Raw genomic sequence first — 24,341 nt, forward strand, 5'->3', positions numbered from 1 at the left:
TCAGCTACGCCCCGCGTCCCGCTTCGTTTCTAAGGCCTTTTGCATGTCCGATCCTCGTTATCAGGTCGACGTCAGCGTCGTCACCCGCTATCTGGCAGAACAATCGCAACCCGAGCACAATCGCTTTGCCTTCGCCTACACCATCACCGTGCAAAACAATGGCCTGGTGCCCGCCAAACTGCTTTCACGGCACTGGGTGATCACCGACGGTGACGGGCATGTCGAGGAGGTTCGCGGTGCAGGCGTCGTCGGCCAGCAGCCGTTGATCGACGCGGGCAAGAGCCATACTTACAGCAGCGGCACCGTCATGACCTCCAAGGTCGGTACGATGCAAGGCACTTATGAAATGGTCGCCTCCGACGGCAAACACTTCGATGCCATCATCGCACCGTTCCGTCTGGCGGTACCCGGAGCTCTGCACTGATGGCGACGTATGCCGTAGGCGATTTGCAAGGTTGCCTTGAGCCACTGCAATGCCTGCTCAAGCAAGTCGCCTTCGACCCTGCCCGGGACCGTCTGTGGCTGGTGGGTGACCTCATCAACCGTGGCCCACAGTCGCTGGAAACCTTGCGCTTCCTCTATAGCATCCGTGAGTCACTGGTGTGCGTACTCGGCAACCATGATCTGCACTTGCTGGCGGTCGGGCAAAATATCGAACGCCTGAAGAAGGCCGACACGCTACGCGAGATTCTTGAAGCACCCGATTGCGGAGAGCTGCTTGAGTGGGTTCGGCAGCAGAAACTCATGCACTACGACGAACAGCGAAATATCGCTCTGGTCCATGCCGGCATCCCGCCACAGTGGTCATTGCGCAAAGCCTTGAAGTGCGCCGCTGAAGTCGAAGAAGCCCTGCACGACGACAACCGCTTCGCGCCTTACCTCGACGGCATGTACGGCAACGAGCCGGTGAAATGGGACAACGACCTCAAAGGCGCAGCGCGCTTGCGAGTCATCACCAACTATTTCACCCGGATGCGCTTTTGCACCAGTGACGGCAAGCTTGATCTCAAGGGCAAGGAAGGCGTCGACACCGCACCGCCGGGTTATGCGCCGTGGTTCACCCACAAGGAGCGCAAGACCAAAGGCCTGAAGATCATCTTCGGTCACTGGGCGGCGCTGGAAGGCCAATGCAACGAGCCGGGTCTGTTTGCGCTCGACACCGGTTGCGTCTGGGGTGGCGCCATGACCTTGATGAACGTCGACACCGGCGAGCGCCTGCAATGCAAGTGCGACCCACATGGCAACATTCGGCCGCCAGTCGCAGCCTCTATTCCCGAACAAACGTCAGCCAGCGCCCCGCGCTAGACTGCGCTTTCAGCCGAGCCACAGGAGCCCGCCATGAGCGAATTCAAACGTATCCCCCCAGAGCAAGCCCAGGCCTTGCGCGAACAAGGCGCGGTGGTGGTCGATGTCCGCGACCCGGCAACTTTTGCCGCGCTGCACATCGCCGGCTCGAAGCATCTGGACAACCATTCCCTGCATGCTTTCATTCAAGGCGCTGACCTCGACGCGCCGACAGTAGTGGTCTGCTATCACGGTAATTCCAGCCAGGGCGCTGCCGCTTACCTGATCAGTCAGGGTTTCTCCGACGTCTACAGCATGGATGGCGGTTTTGAGCTGTGGCGTACGACCTATCCTTCGGAAACGGCGCAAGGTACTTCCGAATAATTTTTTTGTAATGCGCAAGCCCCGGCCCCCGCGGGCTCGCGCGATTGCAGACGAACGGTCTGCCATAACTAATTACGCATCTTGCCTTTACCTCCCGAATTCCCAACTATCCTTAAGCGCAGGCCATCCAAAACAGGGGAGAGCCGGTACACCGGCGCACGGGTCATCGGGAGTAGCTTTCGGAGCAGTCAGTTCCGGAAGAGTTCTGGGGGGTAAACAGCAACTGCCTGTTCGGTTGCTGCCAGCATCGACTGAGTGATCCGGCGTCGGCTCCACGTATCGAGCGAGGTGACGTCATGAGTATCTTTAGCCACTTCCAACAACGCTTCGAGTCCACACGCCAGGAAGAATTCTCCCTGCAGGAGTACCTGGAACTGTGCAAAAAGGACCGCAGCGCCTACGCCTCCGCGGCCGAGCGTCTCTTGCTGGCCATCGGCGAACCGGAGCTGCTCGACACCTCGACCAACTCGAGGCTGTCGCGAATCTTTTCCAACAAGGTGATCCGCCGCTATCCGGCCTTTGAGGACTTCCACGGGATGGAAGAATGCATCGACCAGATCGTGTCGTATTTCCGCCATGCCGCTCAGGGTCTGGAAGAAAAGAAACAGATCCTCTACCTGCTGGGCCCTGTCGGTGGCGGTAAGTCGTCCCTGGCCGAAAAGCTCAAACAACTGATCGAGAAAGTGCCCTTCTACGCAATCAAGGGCTCGCCGGTTTTCGAGTCGCCTCTGGGTCTGTTCAACGCCACCGAAGATGGCGCGATCCTCGAAGAAGACTTCGGCATTCCCCGGCGCTATCTCAATACCATCATGTCGCCATGGGCCACCAAGCGCCTGGCCGAATTCGGCGGCGACATCAGCCAGTTCCGCGTGGTGAAACTCTATCCATCGATCCTCAACCAGATTGCGGTCGCGAAAACCGAGCCGGGCGATGAAAACAACCAGGACATCTCGGCACTGGTGGGCAAGGTCGATATTCGCAAACTGGAAGAGTTCCCGCAGAACGACGCCGATGCCTATAGCTACTCGGGGGCGCTGTGCCGGGCCAACCAGGGCCTGATGGAGTTCGTCGAAATGTTCAAGGCACCGATCAAGGTGCTGCACCCATTGCTGACGGCCACCCAGGAAGGCAACTACAACAGTACAGAAGGCCTGGGGGCGATTCCGTTCACCGGGATCCTGCTGGCCCACTCCAACGAATCGGAATGGCACACCTTCCGCAACAACAAGAACAACGAAGCCTTCATCGACCGGATCTATATCGTCAAAGTGCCGTACTGCCTGCGCGTCAGCGACGAGGTGAAGATCTACGACAAACTTTTGTTCAACAGCTCGCTGGCCAAGGCCCATTGCGCGCCCGACACTCTGAAAATGCTCGCTCAATTCACCGTGCTCTCGCGCCTCAAGGAGCCGGAAAACTCCAACATCTACTCCAAGATGCGCGTGTATGACGGCGAAAACCTCAAAGACACCGATCCGAAGGCCAAGTCGATCCAGGAATACCGCGACGCAGCGGGTGTCGACGAAGGCATGAACGGTCTGTCGACCCGCTTCGCCTTCAAGATTCTGTCGAAGGTCTTCAACTTCGATCCGCACGAAATCGCCGCCAACCCGGTGCATCTGCTCTACGTGCTGGAACAGCAGATCGAACAGGAACAGTTCCAGGCCGAGACCCGCGAACGCTATCTGCGCTTCCTGAAAGAGTACCTGGCACCGCGTTATATCGAATTCATCGGCAAGGAGATCCAGACTGCCTACCTCGAGTCTTACAGCGAGTACGGCCAGAACATCTTCGATCGCTACGTGCTGTACGCCGACTTCTGGATTCAGGATCAGGAATACCGCGATCCGGAAACCGGCGAGATCCTCAACCGCGTAGCCTTGAACGAAGAACTGGAGAAAATCGAAAAACCGGCCGGCATCAGCAATCCGAAGGATTTCCGCAACGAAATCGTCAACTTCGTACTGCGCGCCCGAGCCAACAACAACGGCAAGAACCCAACCTGGCTCAGCTACGAAAAACTGCGGGTGGTCATCGAGAAGAAAATGTTCTCCAACACCGAGGACTTGCTGCCGGTCATCAGCTTCAATGCCAAGGCCAGCAAAGAGGACCAGCAGAAGCACAACGACTTCGTCACACGGATGGTCGAGCGGGGCTACACCGACAAACAGGTACGACTGCTCTCCGAGTGGTACCTGCGGGTCAGAAAATCACAGTAACCCGCTGCCGGTCAGACCGGTTGTCGTTAGCCCGAGGCCTGTTTACTCTTTTTCTGTTACACAGGCCTCTGGAGGTGTCCGAAATGCGGTAGCGAGGTTCAGGCAGCATCAAAGCGCTTGGGGGGAGCGTGTACACTCTCCGGCACTGGCCTTATGCTGCGTTAACGCTCGCCCCTTTCAGGACAGCTTCTAAGGAGCAGTCATGAGCTATGTGATCGACCGACGTCTCAATGGCAAGAACAAGAGCACGGTAAACCGCCAGCGGTTTCTGCGGCGCTACCGTGATCACATCAAAAAGGCTGTCGAAGAGGCGGTCAGCCGGCGCTCCATTACCGATATGGAACACGGCGAGCAGATCAGCATTCCCGGCCGCGACATCGACGAACCGGTGCTTCACCACGGTCGTGGCGGCAAGCAAACCATCGTGCACCCCGGCAATAAGGAATTCACCAGCGGCGAACACATTGCCCGTCCGCCCGGCGGTGGCGGCGGCAGAGGCCCCGGCAGGGCGGGTAACACGGGTGAAGGGATGGACGAGTTCGTCTTCCAGATTACCCAGGAGGAATTCCTTGAATTCATGTTCGAGGACCTTGAGCTGCCTAACCTGGTCAAACGCCACCTGACCGGCACCGACACCTTCAAGACCGTACGCGCGGGCATCAGCAATGAGGGCAACCCGTCACGGATCAACATTATCCGCACATTGCGTTCGGCCCATGCCCGGCGTATTGCGTTGTCCGGCAGCAGCCGGGCGAAATTGCGCGAAGCCAAAGAGGAACTGCTACGGCTTAAACGTGAAGAACCGGATAATTTCGGCGATATCCAGGACCTCGAAGCAGAAATCGAGAAACTCAGCGCACGCATTCACCGAGTGCCGTTTCTCGACACCTTCGACCTCAAGTACAACCTGCTGATCAAGCAGCCGAACCCCAGCTCCAAAGCAGTGATGTTTTGCCTGATGGACGTGTCCGGCTCCATGACCCAGGCGACCAAGGACATCGCCAAACGCTTCTTCATCCTGCTGTACCTGTTCCTCAAGCGGAACTACGACAAAATCGACGTCGTGTTCATTCGCCACCACACCAGCGCCCGTGAAGTGGATGAGGAGGAGTTTTTCTACTCCCGGGAAACCGGCGGTACCATCGTCTCCAGCGCCCTGAAACTCATGCAGGAGATCATGGCCGAGCGTTATCCGAGCAACGAATGGAATATCTATGCCGCCCAGGCGTCCGACGGCGACAACTGGAACGACGACTCGCCGATCTGCCGCGACATCCTGATCAATCAGATCATGCCGTTCGTGCAGTACTACACTTATGTGGAGATTACCCCGCGCGAACACCAGGCCCTGTGGTTCGAATATGAACGCATCGCCGAAGCCTTCTCTGACACTTTTGCCCAGCAGCAACTGGTCTCGGCCGGGGATATCTATCCGGTCTTTCGTGAACTCTTCCAGCGCAGGTTAGTGACATGACCGCCAAAGAGCAGAAGCGCCAACCCATTTCCACCGGCTCCGAATGGACATTCGAGCTGATCCAGGCCTACGACCGCGAAATCAGTCGTCTCGCGGCCCGTTACGCGCTGGATACGTACCCCAACCAGATTGAAGTGATCACCGCCGAGCAGATGATGGACGCCTATGCCTCTGTCGGCATGCCGTTGGGTTATCACCATTGGTCCTATGGCAAACACTTCCTCAGCACCGAAAAATCCTACAGTCGCGGCCAGATGGGTCTGGCCTACGAGATTGTGATCAACTCGGACCCCTGCATTGCCTATCTGATGGAAGAAAACACCATCTGCATGCAGGCTCTGGTGGTGGCTCACGCCTGCTATGGTCATAACAGTTTCTTCAAAGGCAACTATCTGTTCCGCACCTGGACCGACGCCAGCTCGATCATCGATTACCTGGTGTTCGCCAAGCAGTACATCATGCAGTGCGAAGAACGCCACGGCATCGACGCGGTAGAAGACTTGCTCGACTCCTGCCATGCGCTGATGAACTACGGCGTCGACCGCTACAAACGCCCTTATCCGATTTCTGCCGAAGAAGAACGCCGTCGGCAGAAAGATCGGGAGGAGCATCTGCAGAAGCAGATCAACGATTTATGGCGGACCATTCCAAAAGGCGCGGACAAGTACAGCGACAAGGACAACGCACGCTTCCCCGCCGAACCTCAGGAAAATATCCTGTACTTCATCGAAAAGCACGCCCCGTTGCTGGAGCCTTGGCAGCGCGAAATCGTGCGGATCGTGCGCAAGATCGCCCAGTATTTTTATCCACAGCGCCAGACCCAGGTGATGAACGAAGGCTGGGCCACGTTCTGGCACTACACCTTGATGAACGACTTGTATGACGAAGGCCTGGTCACCGAAGGCTTCATGATGGAATTCCTGACTTCCCATACCAGCGTGGTCTTTCAACCCGGCTTTGACAGCCCCTACTACAACGGCATCAACCCCTACACCCTGGGTTTTGCCATGTATCGCGATATCCGCCGGATATGCGAACACCCCACCGAAGAGGACTATCGCTGGTTTCCGGAAATCGCCGGTACCGACTGGCTGTCCAGCATCAAATTCGCCATGAGCAGCTTCAAGGACGAGAGTTTCATCCTTCAATATCTGTCACCCAAGGTGATCCGCGACCTCAAGCTGTTCAGCATCCTCGATGACGATCAGAAGGACGATCTGCTGGTTCCGGCGATACACGACGAAGAGGGCTATCGAACCATTCGTGAAACCCTGGCGGCGCAATACAACCTGGGCAATCGCGAACCCAACATACAGATCTACAGCATCGACCGGCGTGGTGACCGCTCCCTGACCTTGCGTCACCAGCAACACGACCGCAAACCGCTGGGCGATTCCACTGATGAAGTGCTCAAGCACCTGCACCGCCTCTGGGGCTTCGATATTCACCTGGAAACCCTGCAAGGGGATCAGGTGATGAAAACCCACCATGTTCCGCCCAGAAGCGAGCATGGCGAGGGGGACTACGGCCGGCTCGACCTGGCAGTCATTCATCTTTGATCCTGTTTTTCTGCCTCCGGAAGTTCGACGCAAAGGTTATTCTGTCGGGCTAACGGAGGTTTTTATGCAGATTTATAAAGTCGGCGGTGCAGTACGCGATCGCCTGCTGGGCAAGCCTGTCACCGATATCGACTGGGTCGTTGTAGGCGCCACCACCGAAGAAATGCTCGCCAAGGGCTATCGTCCCGTGGGCGCGGACTTCCCGGTGTTTCTTCACCCCAAAAGCGGCGAGGAATATGCCCTTGCCCGCACCGAACGCAAAAACGGGCGCGGTTACGGTGGCTTCATCTTTCACGCCAGCCCCGACGTCACCCTCGAAGAAGATCTGATTCGTCGCGACCTGACGATCAACGCCATGGCCGAAGACGATCAGCAGAACCTGACCGACCCCTACCATGGCCAACAGGATCTCGAGGCTCGCTTGCTTCGTCACGTTTCGCCCGCGTTCGCCGAAGATCCACTCCGGGTTCTGCGCGTTGCCCGCTTTGCCGCGCGTTATGCGGAACTGGGTTTCACCGTCGCCCCCGAGACATTGGAGCTGATGCATCAACTCAGCGAATCCGGTGAACTGGAGGCATTGACTCCCGAACGCAGCTGGAAAGAAATTGCCCGCGCACTGATGGAAGACCAGCCCCAGGTATTCATCGAAGTACTGCGCGAGTGCGGCGCGCTCAAGGTACTGATGCCGGAAATCGACGCGCTGTTCGGTGTACCGCAACCCGAAGCCCATCACCCGGAAATCGACACGGGCGTGCATACCCTGAGCGTGTTGGAGCAAGCGGCGCGGCACAAACAACCGCTGACTGTACGCTGGGCCTGCCTGCTGCATGACCTGGGCAAAGGCTTGACGCCCGAGAAAGAATGGCCCCGCCACATTGCCCACGAGCACAAAGGCCTGAAGCTGATCAAAGCGGTCAACGAGCGCTTCAAGGTACCGAAGGACTGTCAGGAACTGGCGCTACTGGTGGGCAAGTATCACACCCATGGCCATCGTGCGCTGGAGCTGAAGCCGTCGACCTTGCTGGAGTTGCTGCAGAGTTTCGACGTCTATCGTCGACCTCAGCGCTTTGAGGAGTTTATTGCGGCGTGTGAAATGGACGCTCGGGGGCGTAAAGGCCTGGAGCAGAGAAGTTATCCACAGGCGGATTATTTACGTGGCGCGGCAACTGCGGCGCGAAGTATTGCCGTTCAGCCGTTGCTGGAGAAGGGATTCAAGGGACCGGAGTTGGGCGAGGCGATCAAGGGCGAGCGACTCAAGGCGCTGAAGGCTTACAAAGATCAAGCATAAGCCAGATCAAAAGATCGCAGCCTTCGGCAGCTCCTACAGCGAAATGGTGACCCCTGTAGGAGCTGCCGAAGGCTGCGATCTTTTGCTTTACAGCATATCGGAGGGGGTCCGCTGCTCACCGCGCCACTCAAAAGCAACCGGCGCCAGCACTTGATCGATCTGCGCTTCATCCCACAAAGTCGCAAAGCTCTTGCCTACGCCCGGATGCACACGGTCCGGCGCAATCAGTGACAACGGCCACAGCACGAAAGCATTTTTCAGAATTTCTGCCCTCGGCAAGACCAAGCCATCGAAGTTGCCCACCAGGTCACCGAATAGCAGCACGTCGATATCCAAAGGCAAGCCCTTGCGGTCCGGCGCGTAACGGCCGTTATCCGCCTCGATGAATTTCAACCGTCGATCCAGCTCCATCAGTGGCAGATCGGTGAAGGCCGAGACCACAAAGTTGAAAAACGGCCCGCTCTTGATCCCCACTGGCTGGCTTTCGAAAACCGCCGAGCAGCGCATATCCACCAGGAAACCCGCCAGGGCGTCCAGGCCTGCCTGCAAATGGGCTTCGCGCTCGATATTGCTACCGAGCCCAAGATACACCTGAGTCAGCGACATCCGCGCTCAATCTCCACACCCACGCCCTTGGCCGCCGGAACGGCACCTGGCTTGGTCAGCTTGAGGTGCATCCAGGTGATCTTGAATTCGCTCATCAACACTTCCGCCAGACGCTCGGCAAAGGTCTCCACCAGCTGGAACTGCGCCTGCTCGGCGAACGCCTGGATGCGCGACGAAACGCTCGCGTAGTCGAGCGCCAGGGTCAGGTCATCACCGGCGGCGGCCGGACGATTGTCCCAGGCGAAGCTCAGATCAAGTCGCAGACACTGTCGGATGCCTCGTTCCCAGTCGTAGGCACCGATCACAGTGTCGACTTCCAGGCCCTCGATAAACACTCTGTCCAAGCACTTCTCTCCACTGCACGACAAGGGCGCAATGCGCCGTTAGAATCAGGGCGTCCTCGCCCGGAATAGTTAGCATGTTTTGGTTACTGGCGATCCTCGCCTACCTGCTCGGCTCTCTGTCCTTCGCCATTTTGCTCAGCCGCCTGACCGGTAACCCCGATCCGCGAATGAGTGGCTCGGGTAATGCCGGTGCCACCAACATGTTGCGCCTGGCCGGCAAGAAGCTCGCCATCCTGACCTTGCTCGGCGACCTGAACAAAGGCCTGCTGCCCGTATTGATCGCAGGTGCAATGGGCCTTTCACTGCAAGAACAGGCCTGGATCGGCGTCTGCGCCGTTATCGGCCACCTGTTTCCGCTGTACTTCCGCTTTCGCGGTGGCAAGGGTGTCGCCACTGCGGCCGGCATGCTGCTGGGGCTCTACCCGCCCGCCGCGCTGCTGGCGGTCTGCGCCTGGCTGCTGACGTTCTACCTGACCCGCACCAGCTCACTCGCAGCCCTGATTGCCACACCACTGACCCTGCCACTGCTTGCCTGGCAAGAACCGGCGGCATTGCTGCCCATGAGCGCGCTCACGGGCCTGATCGTCTGGCGTCATCGCGGCAATCTACGCGACCTGTTTGCCGGGCGCGAACGGCATTTTTAAATACCGCATGTGAGCGCCGCTCATCAAAGCGCCGACAGTTGCTCCATCGGCCAGCGCGCCTGCACGCTGATCGCCAGGCTTTCATGCTGGCCGGCCTGCAAGCGCTGGCAGCCGGCAAACGCAATCATCGCGCCATTATCCGTGCAGAACTCCGGGCGGGCATAAAACACATCGCCCTTCATGTCGCCGAGCATTTTCTCCAGTGACGTCCGCAGCGCCTTGTTGGCGCTGACGCCCCCTGCGATGACCAGGCGCTTGAGACCCGCCTGTTTCAGGGCACGCTTGCACTTGATGGTCAAAGTCTCCACCACGGCCTGCTGGAACGCCAGCGAGATGTCGCAACGGGCTTGCTCGCTGTCGTCCCCGGCGTTGACGCTCTGCTGCCAGGTGTTCAGAGCAAAGGTTTTCAGGCCGCTGAAGCTGAAAGCCAAGCCTGGACGATCACACATCGGACGCGGAAAAGTGAAACGCCCCGCAACGCCCTGCTCCGCCAGACGCGCGATCTCCGGACCACCCGGATAATTGAGGCCCATCATCTTCGCGGTCTTGTCGAATGCTTCGCCGGCAGCATCGTCGAGGGTCTCGCCCAAGAGCGTGTATTGGCCGATCCCGTCGACCTGAACCAGCTGCGTATGACCACCCGACACCAACAAAGCGACGAACGGGAACTCCGGAGGTTGCGACTCCAGCATCGGCGCCAGCAAGTGACCTTCCATGTGGTGCACGCCCAAGGCCGGAATACCCCAGGCAAAGGCCAGCGCCTGGGCACAGGAAGCTCCCACCAGCAAGGCTCCGACCAGGCCAGGGCCCGCGGTATAAGCGATGGCGTCGATCTCGGTTGGCACACAGTCGGCCTCGGCCAGGACCTGACGTATCAAGGGCAGCATGCGCTTGACGTGATCACGCGAAGCCAGCTCCGGCACCACGCCACCATAGGCACGATGCAGATCGATCTGACTGAACAGCGCGTCGGCCAACAGCCCGCGTTCACTGTCGTAAAGTGCGACACCGGTTTCGTCGCAAGAGGTTTCTAATCCCAGTACTAGCATGGGTTTGCGCCTTGTAGAGGCTGAATTCGAAGGCGCGCATAATAGTCGTCGCGTGATGCCCCGACCAGCGGTTTTCGATCAGAGGCTTTGCATTCCGAGCGATGAGGGGTTAACATCCGCAACCCTTAAAAACCGACGTCTTCAAGTGCTCTTTTGCCGCGAGGATGTTGACCCCGGTAATGAATGAAGGTAGCTCTGGATGCCAGCCGTCAAAGTAAAAGAGAACGAACCCTTCGACGTAGCTCTGCGTCGTTTCAAGCGCTCCTGCGAAAAAGCCGGTGTACTGGCTGAAGTTCGTAGCCGCGAATTTTACGAGAAGCCAACTTCTGAGCGTAAGCGTAAAGCAGCAGCCGCTGTTAAGCGTCACGCCAAGAAAGTTCAGCGCGAACAGCGCCGCGCCGTTCGTCTGTACTAATACACAGACGATCGTAGCAAGCTTCTGCCAAGCCCGGCCCTCAGCCGGGCTAATGGCATTTGCGGACAACGCTTGATGCTTCACCGTCAAAGCCGCAGACGCGACCGAGACAAACCTGCTTCACAGCGTCAGACCTGGCTCTTCTGCCAGCGGTGCACGTCTTTTCTGACGAGCCTTCCAAGGCTACTGACGAGCACACCCACTGATTCCTCTCACGACGATCAGCCCAAGGCACCTTCTTGCGTGCCCGCTTATGAGCTATCCGAGGCCAATGACTGGCCGTCGCCGGATTCAGCGAAACACTTTCAAATAGTCGAATACTGATTGGTACTAACGTCAGTGGATTTTCGGCAGATACACTTCCCGACAGCGATTACGCAGACGACACCGGTCGAGCCGCACACCCTGCGCGCCTCAAACAACGACCTGCGTTTGGCCGCTCTTCGTTTTGGGTCCATTTCAGCGCAGATGACGAGAACGCCATGGCCGGGCTAATTCCCCAGAGCTTCATTGACGACCTTCTGAACCGCACCGACATCGTCGACGTGGTCAGCTCGCGCCTGCAAATGAAAAAAGCCGGCAAGAACTACACTGCCTGCTGTCCGTTTCACAAAGAGAAAACCCCCTCCTTCAGCGTCAGCCCCGACAAACAGTTCTATTACTGCTTCGGCTGTGGCGCTGGCGGTAACGCCCTCGGCTTCATGATGGACCACGACAATCTGGACTTCGTCCAGGCTGTTGAAGAACTGGCCAAAGCCGCCGGCATGGAAATCCCCCGCGAAGAAAGCGGTCGGCCGCATAAACCGCGCCAGCCTACTGATTCGCCGCTGTATCCGCTGCTCACCGCCGCCGCCGACTTTTATCGTCAGGCCCTGAAAAGCCATCCATCGCGCAAAGCCGCCGTGGATTACCTGAAAGGTCGTGGACTAACGGGAGAAATAGCCCGGGACTTCGGCCTCGGTTTTGCCCCACCCGGTTGGGACAATCTGTACAAGCACTTGAGCAGCGATACCCTTCAGCAAAGGGCCATGATCGATGCCGGCCTGCTGATCGAGAATGCCGAAACCGGCAAGCGCTACGACCGCTTCCGCGATCGCGTGATGTTCCCGATCCGCGACAGTCGCGGGCGCATCATCGCCTTCGGCGGCCGGGTCCTGGGCGATGACAAGCCGAAATACCTGAACTCACCGGAAACTCCGGTTTTCCATAAAGGCCAGGAACTCTACGGCCTTTATGAAGCACGCAAGAACAATCGCAACCTCGACGAAATCATCGTCGTCGAAGGCTATATGGACGTCATCGCCCTCGCCCAGCAAGGCCTGCGCAACGCCGTCGCAACCTTGGGCACCGCCACCAGCGAAGAGCACATGAAGCGACTGTTTCGCGTCGTGCCCAGCGTGCTGTTCTGCTTTGATGGCGACCAGGCGGGCCGAAATGCCGCCTGGCGGGCGCTGGAGGCAACCCTGCCATGCCTGCAGGACGGGCGCCGGGCGCGCTTTCTGTTCCTGCCCGAAGGCGAGGACCCGGATACCCTGGTCCGCTCCGAGGGCACTGACGCCTTCCGCGCGCGAATCAATCAGCACGCCCAGCCATTGGCCGATTACTTTTTTCAACAATTGACCGAGGAATCGGACCCGCGCTCCCTCGAAGGCAAGGCCCACATGGCCACCCTCGCCGCGCCGCTGATCGACAAAGTGCCGGGCGCCAACCTGCGCATCTTGATGCGCCAGCGCCTGAGCGAAATTACCGGGCTTAGCGGTGAAGCCGTGAGCCAACTCGTACAAAGCACGCCCCAGCCTCAGGAAGCGCCACCCGCTTACGATCCGGGCATCGATTACGACGCCATGCCGGATTACAGCGACTACCATCAGCCGCAGGCACAGGCACAGGCACAGGAGATGTACGCGCCGCAGCAAGAATGGACGCCGAAGAAGCCTGGCGCAGGCGGCAAGAAATGGGACAAGAAACCGTGGGACAAGAATGGCAAACGGGGCGGTGATCGCGATCAACCGCGCGCGCCACGGATTCCGGCCGCTGTAGAGCCGCCCACCCTGGCCGCCTTGCGCACGTTGTTACATCACCCGCAACTGGCTGAAAAAGTCGAGGATGCCGGGCACTTCGCTGCCGAGGACCATACCAACACGCAACTGTTGGTCGCCCTGCTCGAAGCCGTACAGAAGAATCCCAAGCTAAACTCATTTCAACTGATTGCGCGCTGGCACGGCACCGAACAAGGCCGATTGCTCAAAGCGCTGGCAGAAAAGGAATGGCTGATTGATGGAGATAACCTTGAACAACAGTTTTTCGACACCATTACTAGCTTGTCAGCCCGCCAACGCGAGCGAAACCTGGAACAACTTCTTCGAAAAGCACGTCAAAGTGAATTGAGTACCGAAGAGAAAAATCAACTGCGCGACCTTTTAAGTCGCAATGTTTCCGCATCAAGCCCGACCTCAACTGGCGCGTGAGGTCATAGCTCAGGTATAATCCTCGGCTTGTTTTTTGCCCGCCAAGACCTTCAGTGGATAGGGTGTTATGTCCGGAAAAGCGCAACAGCAGTCTCGTATCAAAGAGTTGATCACACTTGGTCGTGAGCAGGGCTACCTGACTTACGCGGAGGTCAACGACCACCTGCCGGAGGATATTTCAGATCCGGAACAGGTGGAAGACATCATCCGCATGATTAATGACATGGGGATCAACGTATTCGAGGTTGCGCCAGATAAGGATTCCCTTATGCTGGCCGACGCCGATACCGACGAAGCCGCGGCCGAAGAGGCAGCAGCAGCGTTGGCAGCGGTCGAGACCGACATTGGTCGCACCACCGACCCAGTGCGCATGTACATGCGTGAAATGGGTACGGTAGAGCTCCTCACACGTGAAGGCGAAATCGAAATCGCCAAGCGTATTGAAGAGGGCATCCGCGAAGTGATGGGCGCAATCGCGCACTTCCCTGGCACGGTTGACCATATTCTCTCCGAGTACACTCGCGTCACCACCGAAGGTGGCCGCCTGTCCGACGTCCTGAGCGGTTATATCGACCCGGACGACGGCATTGCGCCGCCTGCAGCCGAAGTGCCACCGCCTGTCGACCCGAAAGCCGTGAAAGCGGACGACGACACCGACGACGATGACGCCGAAGCGAGCGATGACGAAGAAGAAGCCGAAAGCGGTCCGGATCCGGTCATCGCCGCACAGCGCTTTGGCGCCGTCGCCGATCAGATGGAAATCACCCGCAAGGCCCTGAAAAAGCACGGTCGTGGCAACAAGCTGGCAATCGCCGAGCTGATCGCCCTGGCTGAGTTGTTCATGCCGATCAAACTGGTGCCGAAGCAATTCGAAGGCCTGGTTGAGCGTGTTCGCAGTGCCCTGGATCGTCTGCGTCAGCAAGAGCGCGCGATCATGCAACTGTGCGTTCGTGATGCCCGTATGCCGCGTGCCGACTTCCTGCGCCAGTTCCCGGGCAACGAAGTCGACGAAAGCTGGGCCGATGCACTGGCCAAAGGCAAAAGCAAATACGCTGAAGCCATTGGTCGCCTGCAACCGGACATCATTCGTTGCCAGCAAAAGCTGACTGCGCTGGAAACCGAAACCGGTTTGACGATCGCAGAGATCAAGGACATCAACCGTCGCATGTCGATCGGTGAGGCCAAGGCCCGCCGCGCGAAGAAAGAGATGGTCGAAGCGAACTTGCGTCTGGTGATCTCCATCGCCAAGAAGTACACCAACCGCGGTCTGCAGTTCCTCGATCTGATCCAGGAAGGCAACATCGGTCTGATGAAAGCGGTAGACAAGTTCGAATACCGCCGTGGCTACAAATTCTCGACTTATGCCACCTGGTGGATCCGTCAGGCGATCACTCGCTCGATCGCCGACCAGGCCCGCACCATCCGTATTCCGGTGCACATGATCGAGACGATCAACAAGCTCAACCGTATTTCCCGGCAGATGCTGCAGGAAATGGGTCGCGAACCGACCCCGGAAGAGCTGGGCGAACGCATGGAAATGCCTGAGGACAAGATCCGCAAGGTATTGAAGATCGCTAAAGAGCCGATCTCCATGGAAACCCCGATCGGTGATGACGAAGATTCTCATCTGGGTGACTTCATCGAAGACTCGACCATGCAGTCGCCAATCGATGTCGCCACTGTTGAGAGCCTTAAAGAAGCGACTCGCGAAGTCCTGTCCGGCCTCACTGCCCGTGAAGCCAAGGTTCTGCGCATGCGCTTCGGTATCGACATGAATACCGACCACACCCTCGAGGAGGTTGGTAAACAGTTCGACGTGACCCGTGAACGGATTCGTCAGATCGAAGCCAAGGCGCTGCGCAAGCTGCGCCACCCGACGAGAAGCGAGCATTTGCGCTCCTTCCTCGACGAGTGATCCACAGAACCCCCGGCCCAGGCCGGGGGTTTTGCTTTATGCAGATTAAATGCCCCGTACATCCCCCCCCGCAGCATAGCCCGTCTACACTCGAAACATTCCCCCCAAGCCATAACGAGACCGTTATGCCCAGATGGCCGACCGTGCTTTTTTTGCTGTCGCTGATGACCTGGACCGCAACGGCTGGCGCGTTGACTCTTACCGACGAAGAACGTAGCTGGCTAACGGCTCACCCGGAATTGCGCCTGGGCGTGGACGCGTCCTGGCCGCCGTTTGAGTTTCGTGACGAACATGGGCGTTATCAGGGCCTGGCAGCGGACTACATCAACGTCATCCGTCAACGGCTGGCCATCAAACTCACGCCCATCGAGCCGGTCAGCTGGACTGAAGTCTTGCAGCAGGCCAAACAAGGCAAGCTAGACATCTTGCCGGGCATCATGTCGACTCCCGAGCGTCAGACGTATCTATCATTCACCCGGCCCTATCTCGACTTTCCGATAGTCATTCTGGCTCACGTCGGAGGCGCCCAACCGCGCAAACTCGAAGACCTGTATGGGCTGAAGATCGCCGTGGTGGAAAACTACGCCCCCCATGAACTACTGCGCACTCACCATCCCGACCTGAATCTGGTGGCGATGCCTAACGTCAGCTCGGCCCTGCAGGCGCTCGCCACCGACGCCGTAGACGCCGTAGTGGGCGATCTCGCCTCCAGTGTCTGGAGCCTGCGCCAGCTCAAGCTCGACGGGCTCTACGTCAGCGGTGAAACACCCTATCGCTACCAATTGGCGATGGCCGTGCCCCCGAACAACAAGCTACTGGTCAGCATCCTGGACAAAGTCCTGGCAGACATGACCCCGAGTGAAATCAGTGCCATCCAGGAACACTGGGTCGGTAACGTCCTGGACCATCGGACCTTCTGGTTCGACGTGCTGATTTATGGCTTGCCAGGATTACTGTTTCTGATAATCGTGCTGGCAGTGGTTATTCGGATCAATCGCCGACTCAGTTCGGAAATTGCCCGTCGGGTCGCTCTGGAACAAGAGCTGCGCAGCAGCGAATACCATTACCGCGGGCTGGTGGAGAGTCTTTCGGCCATCGCCTGGGAAGCACGGATCAGCGATTACACCTACAGTTACGTGTCACCTCACGCTCAGGACCTCCTCGGTTATCCCCTGTCCCACTGGCTGATTCCGGGCTTCTGGCGCAACATCATCCACCCCGCGGATCTGACCCGAGCCCAGACCTTCTGCGACCGTGAAGTCGCGGCCGGGCGCGATCACAGCGTCGATTACCGGGTCATCACCGCTGACGGTCGCTGCCTATGGGTCCGCGATATCGTCAGCCTGATCGAGCACGCCCATGAACCGGTACTGCGCGGGCTGATGATCGACATCAGCGAAGCCAAGCGCACCGAAGAAGCGTTACGCCTGTCGGAACAGAAGTTCGCGTCAGTGTTCCAGCAATGCCCGGACATTCTGGTGATCGCGCGGCTTTCCGACGGTTGTCTACTGGAGGTCAACGAAGCGTTCGAAGAACAGATCGGCCTCAAGGCCGTAGACGTCATAGGCCAGACCGCAACCGACCTGAACATCTGGGGCGTACCCGGCGTGGGGCCGGGTTTGTTGCAACGCTTGCAGGCCGGCAGCATTCGCAACCTGGAGATGCCCTTTCGCCGCAGCAATGGCCAGGTGTTTACCGGCCTGATTTCCGCCGAGCCTTTCGATCTCGATACCACCCCGGCCCTGGTGGTCGTCGTGCGGGACATCAGTCAGCTCAAGGAAACCCAGCAACAACTGCAAACCTCCGAAGAAAAATTCGCCAAGGCTTTTCATGCCTCCCCCGATGGCCTGCTGCTGTCCCGACAGAGCGACGGCTTGCTGTTGGAAGTCAACGAAGGCTTCAGCCGTATTACCGGCTTCAACAGCGCGATGTCCGTGGATCGATCGGCTCTGGACCTGGGGATCTGGGTCAATCTCAACGAGCGCAAACAGATGCTCGAGCTGTTGCACCGGGATGGTTTCGTCCGCGACTTCAGTTGCCATATTCGCCGCAAAGACGGGCAGATCCGACTCTGTGAGGTTTCAAGCCGGCCGTTGCCCATCGGCGATGAGGACTGCATGCTGACCATCGCCCGGGACATTACCGAGCGGCATCTGATGCAGGAGAAACTGCAGCAGGCCGCCACGGTGTTCGAGAGCACTGCCGAGGGTGTATTGATCACCGACACCCAACAGCACATCAGCGCGGTCAATCGGGCGTTCACCGAAATCACCGGCTACAGCGAGAGCGAAGCTCTGGGCCATACCCCTCGCCTGCTCGCCTCAGGCCTGCATGACAGCGCATTTTATGCGGCGATGTGGCATCAGTTGACCGCCGACGGTCACTGGCAAGGCGAGATTTCCAACCGACGCAAGAATGGCGAGCTCTACCCGAGCTGGCTGACCATCAGCGCAGTGCGCAACCGGGATAAATTCATCACCCACTTTGTTGCGGTGTTCGCGGACATTTCCAGCCTCAAGCACGCCCAGGCCAAACTCGACTACCAGGCGCACCACGACCCCCTGACCGGCCTGCCAAACCGCACGCTGTTCGAAAGCCGCCTGCTGACTGCACTGAACAACCAACAGGAAAACGGTGGCCAGGGCGCCGTGCTGTTCCTCGACCTGGACCGTTTCAAACACATCAACGACAGCCTCGGTCACCCGGTCGGCGACCTGCTGCTCAAAGGCATCGCCGTGCGCCTCAAGGAGCAGCTGCGCGATATCGATACCGTGGCGCGGCTGGGTGGCGACGAATTCATCATCCTGCTTCCGGGCCTGCAACAGTCCAGCGATGCCGACAACATTGCCACCAAGCTGCTCAATTGTTTCTCCGCTCCTTTCCAGGCCGGCGAGCACGAGTTTTTCATCAGCGCCAGCATCGGCACCAGTCTGTATCCCCGGGACGGCTGCGACGTCGCCACGCTGGTCAAGAACGCCGATGCCGCGATGTATCGCTCCAAGGCCAAGGGCCGTAACCGGGTTGAAAGCTACACCCGCGACCTCACTGCACAGGCCAGCGAACGCGTGGCACTGGAACATGAACTGCGGCGTGCCATCGAGCGCAATGAGCTGTTTTTGTACTACCAGGCCAAAATCAGTCTGGACGATCATCGAGTGGTCGGCGCCGAAGCGCTGATTCGCTGGCATCACCCCACCTTCGGCGATGTACCTCCCGAGCACTTCATTCCCTTGGCCGAAGAAAACGGCATGATCCTGCAAATCGGCGATTGGGTACTTGAGACCGCCTGCCGACAGATGTACGAGTGGAATCAGGTCTATGAGTGCCTGGGCCCACTCTCAGTCAACCTCGCAGGCGCGCAACTGCGCCAGCCGAACCTGCTCGGCCGGATCGAACAACTGCTCAAGGACAACCACCTCAAACCCGGCTTCCTGCAACTGGAAATCACTGAAAACTTCATCATGAGCCAAGCCGAAGAGGCGCTGGCGGTGCTGCATCAACTCAAACGCCTGGGCGTGCAACTGGCGATCGACGATTTCGGCACTGGCTATTCGTCCCTGAGCTACCTCAAACGCCTGCCGCTGGATATCCTCAAGATCGACCAATCCTTCGTCCGCGGCCTGCCGGACGACCCGCATGACGCGGCGATTGTTCGCGCGATCATCGCCCTGGGCCGCAGCATGCAGTTCACCGTCATCGCCGAGGGCGTCGAAACCCAGGCACAGCAGCAATTCCTGGCTGCGGAGGGCTGTGAACAGATCCAGGGTTACATCGTCAGCCTGCCGCTTCCCCCCGACGAATTCGCCGCGACGTTTCTTCGTACAGCCATATTGGATTTTTCGGATAGCACAGCCGAGAAACCATCGCTATAATCCGCGGCCTACTGAGGGCCTATAGCTCAGTTGGTTAGAGCAGGGGACTCATAATCCCTTGGTCGTAGGTTCGAGTCCTACTGGGCCCACCAAACAAAAAAGCCGCGCAATTGCGCGGCTTTCGTGTTTCTGGGTGGTCCACCACAGATACAGTCCTATGGTCCAAGGGTACAATGCTCGTTCGCCAGCCGCCAAGGCGCTTCAAGGAGGTGCCTTGGCCTACAGGTCATCCTCTGGATTGCGCAACAGCCGCAACTCACCGCGTGCAACCTCATCCGGCACCGCGAAGGAGTACCGTCCCAGCATAGTGCCCAGCTCCAACGCAGCTGACATCTCCCGAGCACGATCATACTGATCGTAAGCCGAATCTAGGTCGAAGCTATTGTTCTCTTGCTTCAGGTCCCACAGCACACTTTCGGACGCCGAATGAGCCGTCGCTGTTGCCGCTGACCGAAAACTGACCTTGCGGGGGTGCGGTAGCTGGCGATGAGACCCGTGCAGACGTCAAATTCCCCGGGGGCCTCACATCAAAGACCGTTTGCATCTTAGTCACCGCTTGTAGAAAATCATCGTCTTTGTGCACGAATGGATACGCGCATGAAGTTCGAGAAGACCACGCAGTACAGGTCCGAGGAAGGGATCGTCTTCAATCTGTCTCAAATCACCCTCATGGAAAGCGACCGAGGTCGCCTGCGCGAGCTGCACTTTGGCGAAGCGAAACGCGCCCATTACCAAGTCAACAGCATGGTCGTCGATATGTACGACCGAATGCAGGCTCGAAACCTGCCATGCCTGCTGACAGTCTGCATTTCCAATCCCCTGACCCGGCAGCAGGCCGATGCTATCAGCACTATGCGCGGCAACGTCGCCAAGGGAATTGCTGCGGCCTCAGGTGGCGTTGCCGGGAGGGTAGGTGCGTTGGGCGGGCCGCTCATTGGCTGGGTTTCAGGTGCAGTCGTGACGACAGGTGTCAACTGGTACCTCAAAGGGGCCCTGCCGAACCTGCATGCAGGTGACGTGCTGGTCAGCATCGAGGGAGAGGTCCATGGCGGGATTGGCCCACAGCGCTCTGTCGTGACGCTGGTCATCAAGGTCTGAGGAACTGCACATGCCCTACATCATGCAAACTGTCGTCCTTCTGGTGCTGGGCGCGATCCTCGTTCAGTTTCTGAAACCATACCCGCTGCGCAAGTGGCTGGGTTTGGCGCTGCTGGCAACGGGCTTGGTCAGCATCTTCAAGGTTGGTGAGCAGCAGGTGCTGGGCTTTGACCTGGAGCTGCTAGCACTGCTGGCCGTGCCGCTGGGCGTGGTGCTTTTCCTGACGCGGCGGCGGTTCACGGAGGGGGACTGAAGCCCTGGCACGATTTCTCGGTGCCGTCTCTGACCCAAAATCATATGGGACAACAGTCGATCAACAGCGCGTTGATCGATGATCTTAGCGTTGGACCTTGCCGGCGGATTGGGGGTTACTTTGAACATACTGGTAACTCCTAACGTAGGTTAGATGCCGCCCATATTTTGCGCGGACGGCGGGTTATCGGATGACGTCCGCCAAGGTTGTAGGCAAACTCCGAGAATTGCGTAATGGGCGCATTTGGGCACTTTGCCGCCTTGTTGGGCTTTTTTTCGACGGGATACTCTCTGGACGTCGCTGCCAATCAGCTTACGTCCAAACACCCAATGAAGGGATCGCCTGCACCGGCTGCAACCGCTCAAGCACTTCCCCCGTCAACACAACCTCATACGTATCCGCCGGCCGCCCCCACTGCTCCACAATGACCATGCGCTCCACCAAAAGCCCCGCCAATCCAGTAATCGTATCGGCCAACACCTCGACGATTTCTTGGGTGCGCAACCACAAGCGATCATTAATTTCTGTCAGCTCAGCAATGATGCGATCAGACGACGCTGGATCCGTATCGGGATAGTCGATATTTCGAAGCAAATACCGTAACTCTCTTATTTTTGCGTAATCCTGTTGCGCTCCAAACTCTCCTTTCAGGATGGCTGCCGCTTTCGGCTCATCGACGCGTTTTTTGGGCGAATGCTTTGAAGGTAATGTCTGGCCCATGGCGCCGGCGAAGAGGACCACCGTCCGGGCTTCCAAATACGCCTTCATGGTTTCGATCGACGAAATTGACCGCGTCAAGGTAATGGACGCCCCGCCATGGTGCGTCAAGCCCATACCAACTTTCAGGGTCACATCACCCGTTTCAAAACCCAGGGCTCGGGCTACGACGTAATGCCCCATTTCGTGATTGGCAATCTGCAGTGCATAGTCTCGCAGAGCCGCAGGCATGCTCTTCATTTCGATCCCCTCGCTTCACAGCCCCTGGTTGCGCATTCGACTACGAGTGACAATTTGTGTCCATCCAATTAACCCGTTGAGGGCATGGACTGCCTGTAATATGCCTGCCCATTGCTCTGTACCCCTGGAGATCCCCCTTTGCCTGACACTCGCCCGCCCGTTCTCGACGAAATCGACCGCCAATTGATCGCCGCCCTGCAGATCAATGCCCGTGAAAGTGTGGCCATGCTTGCCCGGCAACTGGGCATCGCCCGGACCACCGTTACTTCGCGCCTGGCCCGGTTGGAAAAGGCCAAGGTGATCACCGGTTACGGTGTGCGACTGGGTCAGCGTGTGGTGGATGGCGGATTGCAGGCTTACGTCGGGATTACGGTGCAACCGAGGTCTGGCAAGGAAGTGCTGCGACGACTTAGCGCCATGGCTCAGGTGCAGCAGCTGTGTGCGGTGAGTGGCGAGTTTGATTATGTGGCGTGGTTGCGCACCGATTCGCCGGAGCAGCTGGATCAGTTGCTGGATCAGATTGGCAGTGTGGATGGGGTGGAGAAGACGACGACTTCGATCATCCTGAGCAGCAAGATTGATCGGGGGCAGCCGGTTTGAGGCCTTCGGTGTCTGGTCGGGACTCTTCGCGGGCAAGTCGGATCGCCGCACTGCTCACACCTACAATATGTAGTGATACATCGTCATATTGATAAAACAATTAGCAAAATGACGACACATTGCGTCTTATTAACGTGCTCTACGCTCTCTAGAATGGCTGCCATCTTTTCCTATACTCAGACGCGCACTCTGCGTCAGGTCGCCAGCAAGGTCAGCCATGAACAAGAACAATCGCCATCCTGCAGACGGTAAAAAACCGGTCACTGTTTTCGGCCCGGACTTTCCTTTCGCCTTCGACGACTGGATCGAACACCCGGCCGGGCTGGGCAGCATTCCTGCGCACAATCACGGCGCCGAAGTGGCGATTGTCGGCGCAGGCATTGCCGGCCTGGTAGCCGCCTACGAATTGATGAAGCTGGGCCTCAAACCCGTCGTCTATGAAGCCTCGAAGATGGGCGGCCGTCTGCGCTCCCAGGCGTTCAATGGCGCGGAAGGCATCATCGCCGAACTCGGCGGTATGCGTTTCCCGGTGTCGTCGACCGCGTTTTATCACTACGTCGACAAGCTCGGCCTCCAGACCAAACCCTTCCCGAACCCGCTGACGCCTGCATCAGGTAGCACGGTAATCGATCTGGAAGGCAAAACTCATTACGCACAGAAACTGGCGGATCTTCCTGCACTGTTCCAGGAAGTCGCTGACGCCTGGGCCGATGCTCTGGAAGCCGGCTCGCAGTTCTCCGATATCCAGCAAGCGATTCGTGACCGCGACGTACCGCGCCTCAAGGAACTGTGGAACACCCTGGTGCCGCTGTGGGACGACCGCACCTTCTACGATTTCGTCGCCACCTCCGAAGCCTTCGCCAAGCTCTCGTTCCATCACCGCGAAGTGTTCGGTCAGGTCGGTTTCGGCACCGGCGGCTGGGACTCGGACTTCCCCAATTCGATGCTGGAAATCTTCCGCGTGGTGATGACCAACTGCGACGATCACCAGCATCTGGTAGTCGGCGGCGTGGAACAAGTGCCGCTGGGCATCTGGCGCCATGTGCCGGAGCGTTGCGTGCATTGGCCTGAAGGCACCAGCCTCAGCTCGTTGCATAGCGGCGCGCCGCGCTCCGGAGTGAAAAAAATCGCCCACGCACCGAACGGGCGTTTTACCGTCACCGATAACTACGGCGACACACGCGAATACGCGGCGGTACTGACCACCTGCCAGAGCTGGTTGCTGACCACCCAGATCGAATGCGACGAAAGCCTGTTCTCGCAAAAGATGTGGATGGCCCTGGACCGCACCCGCTACATGCAATCGTCGAAGACTTTCGTGATGGTCGATCGCCCATTCTGGAAGGACAAGGACCCGGAAACCGGTCGCGACCTGATGAGCATGACCCTCACCGATCGCCTGACCCGTGGCACTTATCTATTCGACAACGGCGACGACAAGCCAGGGGTGATTTGCCTGTCGTACTCGTGGATGAGTGATGCGCTGAAAATGCTTCCGCACCCGGTGGAAAAACGGGTGAAGCTGGCGCTGGATGCGTTGAAGAAGATCTACCCGAAAGTCGACATCGCCGCGCGGATCATCGGCGATCCGATCACTGTGTCCTGGGAAGCCGACCCGCATTTCCTCGGAGCCTTCAAAGGCGCCCTGCCCGGCCACTACCGCTACAATCAGCGCATGTACGCGCACTTCATGCAGGACGACATGCCGGCCGAGCAACGCGGGATTTTCATCGCCGGCGATGACGTTTCGTGGACGCCAGCCTGGGTCGAAGGCGCAGTGCAGACCTCGCTCAACGCGGTGTGGGGGATCATGAAACACTTCGGCGGTGAAACTCACGCCGAAAACCCGGGTCCAGGAGATGTGTTCAACGAGATCGGTCCGATCGCCCTCCCCGAGTAAGAGGAATCCGAA

20 protein-coding genes and 1 tRNA gene are annotated in these 24,341 nt (G+C 58.4%); 17 read left to right on the forward strand and 4 right to left on the reverse strand.

Annotated elements, in window-relative coordinates; all coding sequences use genetic code 11:
* Positions 1–43 precede the first annotated feature (43 nt).
* The 7 genes from apaG to PSH97_RS25480 all read left to right on the forward strand — a co-directional run bounded on the left by apaG (position 44) and on the right by PSH97_RS25480 (position 8,208).
* A complete protein-coding gene (gene apaG / locus PSH97_RS25450) occupies positions 44–424 on the forward strand; it encodes a Co2+/Mg2+ efflux protein ApaG (protein WP_305447136.1) in 381 nt (126 codons plus the stop codon).
* Entirely contained in the window at positions 424–1,305 is an 882-nt protein-coding gene (locus PSH97_RS25455) for a symmetrical bis(5'-nucleosyl)-tetraphosphatase (RefSeq protein WP_305447137.1), read from the forward strand. The genes apaG and PSH97_RS25455 overlap by 1 nt, the downstream gene beginning before the upstream one ends.
* Before the next feature lie 33 nt (positions 1,306–1,338).
* Complete coding sequence (gene glpE, locus PSH97_RS25460) at positions 1,339–1,668, forward strand: thiosulfate sulfurtransferase GlpE (RefSeq protein ID WP_030130002.1); 330 nt, start codon at positions 1,339–1,341, stop codon at positions 1,666–1,668.
* Positions 1,669–1,964: 296 nt separating this feature from the next.
* The gene (locus tag PSH97_RS25465) at positions 1,965–3,887 is read left to right on the forward strand and encodes a PrkA family serine protein kinase (protein ID WP_105340959.1); all 1,923 of its coding nucleotides are present in this window, start codon (positions 1,965–1,967) and stop codon (positions 3,885–3,887) included.
* 202 nt (positions 3,888–4,089) lie between these two features.
* On the forward strand, positions 4,090–5,361 hold the full coding sequence (locus tag PSH97_RS25470) for a YeaH/YhbH family protein (RefSeq protein WP_305447138.1): 1,272 nt from the start codon (positions 4,090–4,092) through the stop codon (positions 5,359–5,361).
* Positions 5,358–6,920 (forward strand): SpoVR family protein, encoded by a 1,563-nt coding sequence (locus tag PSH97_RS25475; protein ID WP_030130000.1) that lies wholly within the window; start codon positions 5,358–5,360, stop codon positions 6,918–6,920. Before PSH97_RS25470 ends, PSH97_RS25475 begins: the two co-directional genes overlap by 4 nt.
* A gap of 64 nt (positions 6,921–6,984) precedes the next feature.
* Positions 6,985–8,208, forward strand: a complete 1,224-nt coding sequence (locus tag PSH97_RS25480) for a multifunctional CCA addition/repair protein (RefSeq protein WP_305447139.1) — start codon at positions 6,985–6,987, stop codon at positions 8,206–8,208.
* A gap of 87 nt (positions 8,209–8,295) precedes the next feature.
* Here PSH97_RS25480 and folK read toward each other — a convergent pair whose 3' ends face one another.
* Together folK and folB are read right to left on the reverse strand one after the other, a co-directional pair.
* Positions 8,296–8,814, reverse strand: a complete 519-nt coding sequence (gene folK / locus PSH97_RS25485; RefSeq protein WP_305447140.1) for a 2-amino-4-hydroxy-6-hydroxymethyldihydropteridine diphosphokinase — start codon at positions 8,812–8,814, stop codon at positions 8,296–8,298.
* On the reverse strand, positions 8,805–9,158 hold the full coding sequence (gene folB / locus PSH97_RS25490; protein WP_305447141.1) for a dihydroneopterin aldolase: 354 nt from the start codon (positions 9,156–9,158) through the stop codon (positions 8,805–8,807). The genes folK and folB overlap by 10 nt, the downstream gene beginning before the upstream one ends.
* 74 nt (positions 9,159–9,232) lie before the next feature.
* Here folB and plsY point away from each other — a divergent pair, with 74 nt between their 5' ends.
* A complete protein-coding gene (gene plsY, locus PSH97_RS25495; RefSeq protein ID WP_305447142.1) occupies positions 9,233–9,802 on the forward strand; it encodes a glycerol-3-phosphate 1-O-acyltransferase PlsY in 570 nt (189 codons plus the stop codon).
* A gap of 23 nt (positions 9,803–9,825) precedes the next feature.
* On the opposite strand, the gene tsaD is transcribed toward plsY, so the two are convergent.
* Entirely contained in the window at positions 9,826–10,851 is a 1,026-nt protein-coding gene (gene tsaD, locus PSH97_RS25500; RefSeq protein WP_305447143.1) for a tRNA (adenosine(37)-N6)-threonylcarbamoyltransferase complex transferase subunit TsaD, read from the reverse strand.
* 199 nt (positions 10,852–11,050) lie between these two features.
* On the opposite strand from tsaD, the gene rpsU reads away from it, so the two are divergent.
* The 7 genes from rpsU to PSH97_RS25535 all read left to right on the forward strand — a co-directional run bounded on the left by rpsU (position 11,051) and on the right by PSH97_RS25535 (position 20,872).
* Positions 11,051–11,266: a 30S ribosomal protein S21 gene (rpsU, locus tag PSH97_RS25505; protein WP_002551877.1), complete on the forward strand. Its 216-nt coding sequence runs from the start codon at positions 11,051–11,053 to the stop codon at positions 11,264–11,266.
* 482 nt (positions 11,267–11,748) lie between these two features.
* On the forward strand, positions 11,749–13,734 hold the full coding sequence (gene dnaG / locus PSH97_RS25510; RefSeq protein ID WP_305447144.1) for a DNA primase: 1,986 nt from the start codon (positions 11,749–11,751) through the stop codon (positions 13,732–13,734).
* Positions 13,735–13,801: 67 nt separating this feature from the next.
* The gene (gene rpoD, locus PSH97_RS25515; RefSeq protein WP_305447145.1) at positions 13,802–15,649 is read left to right on the forward strand and encodes an RNA polymerase sigma factor RpoD; all 1,848 of its coding nucleotides are present in this window, start codon (positions 13,802–13,804) and stop codon (positions 15,647–15,649) included.
* 125 nt (positions 15,650–15,774) lie between these two features.
* Positions 15,775–19,521, forward strand: coding sequence for a bifunctional diguanylate cyclase/phosphodiesterase (locus PSH97_RS25520; RefSeq protein ID WP_305447146.1), 3,747 nt, complete (start codon positions 15,775–15,777; stop codon positions 19,519–19,521).
* 15 nt (positions 19,522–19,536) lie between these two features.
* A tRNA-Ile gene (locus PSH97_RS25525) sits at positions 19,537–19,613 on the forward strand.
* Positions 19,614–20,118: 505 nt separating this feature from the next.
* On the forward strand, positions 20,119–20,619 hold the full coding sequence (locus PSH97_RS25530; RefSeq protein WP_305447147.1) for a hypothetical protein: 501 nt from the start codon (positions 20,119–20,121) through the stop codon (positions 20,617–20,619).
* Between the two features lie 10 nt (positions 20,620–20,629).
* Entirely contained in the window at positions 20,630–20,872 is a 243-nt protein-coding gene (locus tag PSH97_RS25535; protein ID WP_054594326.1) for a hypothetical protein, read from the forward strand.
* Between the two features lie 312 nt (positions 20,873–21,184).
* On the opposite strand, the gene PSH97_RS25540 is transcribed toward PSH97_RS25535, so the two are convergent.
* A complete protein-coding gene (locus PSH97_RS25540; RefSeq protein ID WP_305447148.1) occupies positions 21,185–21,829 on the reverse strand; it encodes a peptidase M41 in 645 nt (214 codons plus the stop codon).
* A 138-nt stretch (positions 21,830–21,967) separates the two neighbouring features.
* Here PSH97_RS25540 and PSH97_RS25545 point away from each other — a divergent pair, with 138 nt between their 5' ends.
* On the forward strand, positions 21,968–22,429 hold the full coding sequence (locus PSH97_RS25545; RefSeq protein ID WP_007980298.1) for an Lrp/AsnC family transcriptional regulator: 462 nt from the start codon (positions 21,968–21,970) through the stop codon (positions 22,427–22,429).
* 217 nt (positions 22,430–22,646) lie between these two features.
* Positions 22,647–24,329 (forward strand): flavin monoamine oxidase family protein, encoded by a 1,683-nt coding sequence (locus PSH97_RS25550; protein ID WP_008067390.1) that lies wholly within the window; start codon positions 22,647–22,649, stop codon positions 24,327–24,329.
* Positions 24,330–24,341 lie beyond the last annotated feature (12 nt).

It is taken from the genome of Pseudomonas cucumis (genome assembly GCF_030687935.1).
Classification (GTDB): domain Bacteria; phylum Pseudomonadota; class Gammaproteobacteria; order Pseudomonadales; family Pseudomonadaceae; genus Aquipseudomonas; species Aquipseudomonas cucumis.